Genomic DNA, 1,339 nt, shown 5'->3' on the forward strand with positions numbered 1-1,339 from the left:
GACTGCATTTATTTGAACTTTTACAACCGATGCACCGCTTGTTGGACTTTTGGTGTGGTCATCCCCAAAAAGGTCAATCTTTTGTGCCAGTTTCTGAATGGACTGACTCTGATTGGCAAAAGGCCAAAGTACATCTCCATCCTCAGTTACGAAATTCTCAAGCTAGGGAGGATTTAATTAACTGTATCAATAACCATAAACCTTTTGAGATTAGTAATTATGTGAAATTGCCCACTTTAACACCTATTCATATAGATAGTAGTATGGCTGTTTGTCTGCTGCCTCTGTGGGATGGGGTTTGTACTGTAGAATCTTTGGTAGAACGGTTGATCAAGATTAGACCATTAGACCCTATTACTTTGGAAGTTGTGAGCAAGGAGAGGTGTTGGGAGGAGGTTAAGGAATTGTTGGATACTTTAGATCCTTTTCTGTATGTGCTTTTGGAGTGCTAGATCCCCCCAACCCCCCTTGATAAGGGGGGCTTTGAGTTTCCCCCTTCTTAAGGGGGGACTAAGGGGGGATCGAATTTATTTTGGACTCCATTTCGGTCTCAATGACTACCTCTAAATGTCATTGCGAGGAACGAAGCAATCCCATTATTTAAGTAGGTTAGCTAGAACGTATGGTGAAACCTAAATCTTTATTGGACATCTTAGAGATTGCTTCCCTCCACTCCGTTCCAGTCGCAATGACTACCCCTAAACGTCATTGCGAGGAACGAAGCAATCCCATTATTCTAGTAGGTTGGGTAGAACGATAGTGAAACCCAACAAATCTTTATTGATTTTGTGTTAATGGTGTTGGGTTTCGTCCCTCAACCCAACCTACTAGCATTGGCAAGATTATAGGAGTCGTGACAATGCATAAGAGTATCAGTTATCATACCGAATTAATTCAATCTTTAAAAGAACCTTCAGAAGCAGCAGTTTATCTTGAGGTTGTGTTAGAGGAAGGCGATCCAAAAATGATAAAAAAAGCTTTCTCTAATGTAATAGAGGCCAGAAGAGGATTTAATTTTGTTTCTGATGATGTTTATGACAACCTTGCAAGATTTGACGAAAAACTTAAAGAAACGGGTGAAATAGAATTTAATCTTTTGCGGAAATTACTAGAATCTTTGGGCTTGAAAGTTGGGGTGATGGTGAGACCTAGTTAGGAGAAAAAAGCGATCGCTTTAAGTCTTTGTTTGTAGTTTGGCTTTAGCCCCTAATGTATTATCTCAGTTATGGTTTTGGAACGTTAGATCCCCCCAACCCCCCTTGATAAGGGGGGCTTTGAATTTCCCCCCTTTTTAAGGAGGGACTAAGGGGGGCTTTAAGTTTCCCCCCTTAAGAAGGGA

The 1,339-nt window shown here is 40.9% G+C and carries 2 protein-coding genes and 1 pseudogene; all 3 read left to right on the forward strand.

All coding sequences use genetic code 11. The annotated features are described in order from the left end of the window. Positions 1-452: pseudogene (locus F6K13_RS33485) on the forward strand (class I SAM-dependent methyltransferase); the annotation flags it as partial. Positions 453-622: 170 nt separating this feature from the next. Continuing rightward, positions 623-760, forward strand: coding sequence for a hypothetical protein (locus F6K13_RS33490; RefSeq protein WP_287289974.1), 138 nt, complete (start codon positions 623-625; stop codon positions 758-760). A 99-nt stretch (positions 761-859) separates the two neighbouring features. Further along, entirely contained in the window at positions 860-1,156 is a 297-nt protein-coding gene (locus tag F6K13_RS33495; protein ID WP_287289975.1) for a DNA-binding protein, read from the forward strand. Positions 1,157-1,339: the final 183 nt, after the last annotated feature.

The organism is Okeania sp. SIO2B9, assembly GCF_010672505.1.
Lineage (GTDB): Bacteria > Cyanobacteriota > Cyanobacteriia > Cyanobacteriales > Microcoleaceae > Okeania > Okeania hirsuta.

Bases quoted from the DNA above. Each gene is read 5' to 3' on its own strand.
- F6K13_RS33490 (WP_287289974.1), top strand. From the start codon at position 623: ATGGTGAAACCTAAATCTTTATTGGACATCTTAGAGATTGCTTCCCTC.
- F6K13_RS33495 (WP_287289975.1), top strand. From the start codon at position 860: ATGCATAAGAGTATCAGTTATCATACCGAATTAATTCAATCTTTAAAA.